This window comes from Lysinibacillus sp. RU7 (assembly GCF_057837305.1).
This window is the reverse complement of sequence record NZ_JBYQFK010000225.1, coordinates 1-250: the sequence shown is the minus strand read 5'-3', so window position 1 is coordinate 250 and position 250 is coordinate 1. Positions and strand designations below refer to the sequence as shown.

At 56.0% G+C, this 250-nt stretch carries 1 protein-coding gene; it reads right to left on the bottom strand.

Annotation, left to right across the window (positions count from 1 at the left end; translation table 11 throughout):
* A partial coding sequence (locus AC3II9_RS22190; RefSeq protein ID WP_489158906.1) for a hypothetical protein occupies positions 1-250 on the bottom strand: 250 nt, incomplete at both ends.

The following is a 250-nucleotide window of genomic DNA, read 5'->3' as shown; positions in this document are numbered from 1 at the left end:
GAAAGACTCCAGTCCGAATGGCACCGTGCCACTGGCCAGGGCAGACATGGCTGCGGGGGAGTCATCGACCATGCGCAATTGCAGGGTGGCGGTACGGCCAAGAATTTCCTTGGCTTTGGCCACATCCTGGATGCCGGGCAACTGGACAACAATACGTTCGTTGCCCTGTTGCTGAATCACCGGTTCGGCAACGCCCAATTCATTGATGCGGTTATGCAGGGTAAGAATGTTTTGTTTGAGGGCGGTTTGC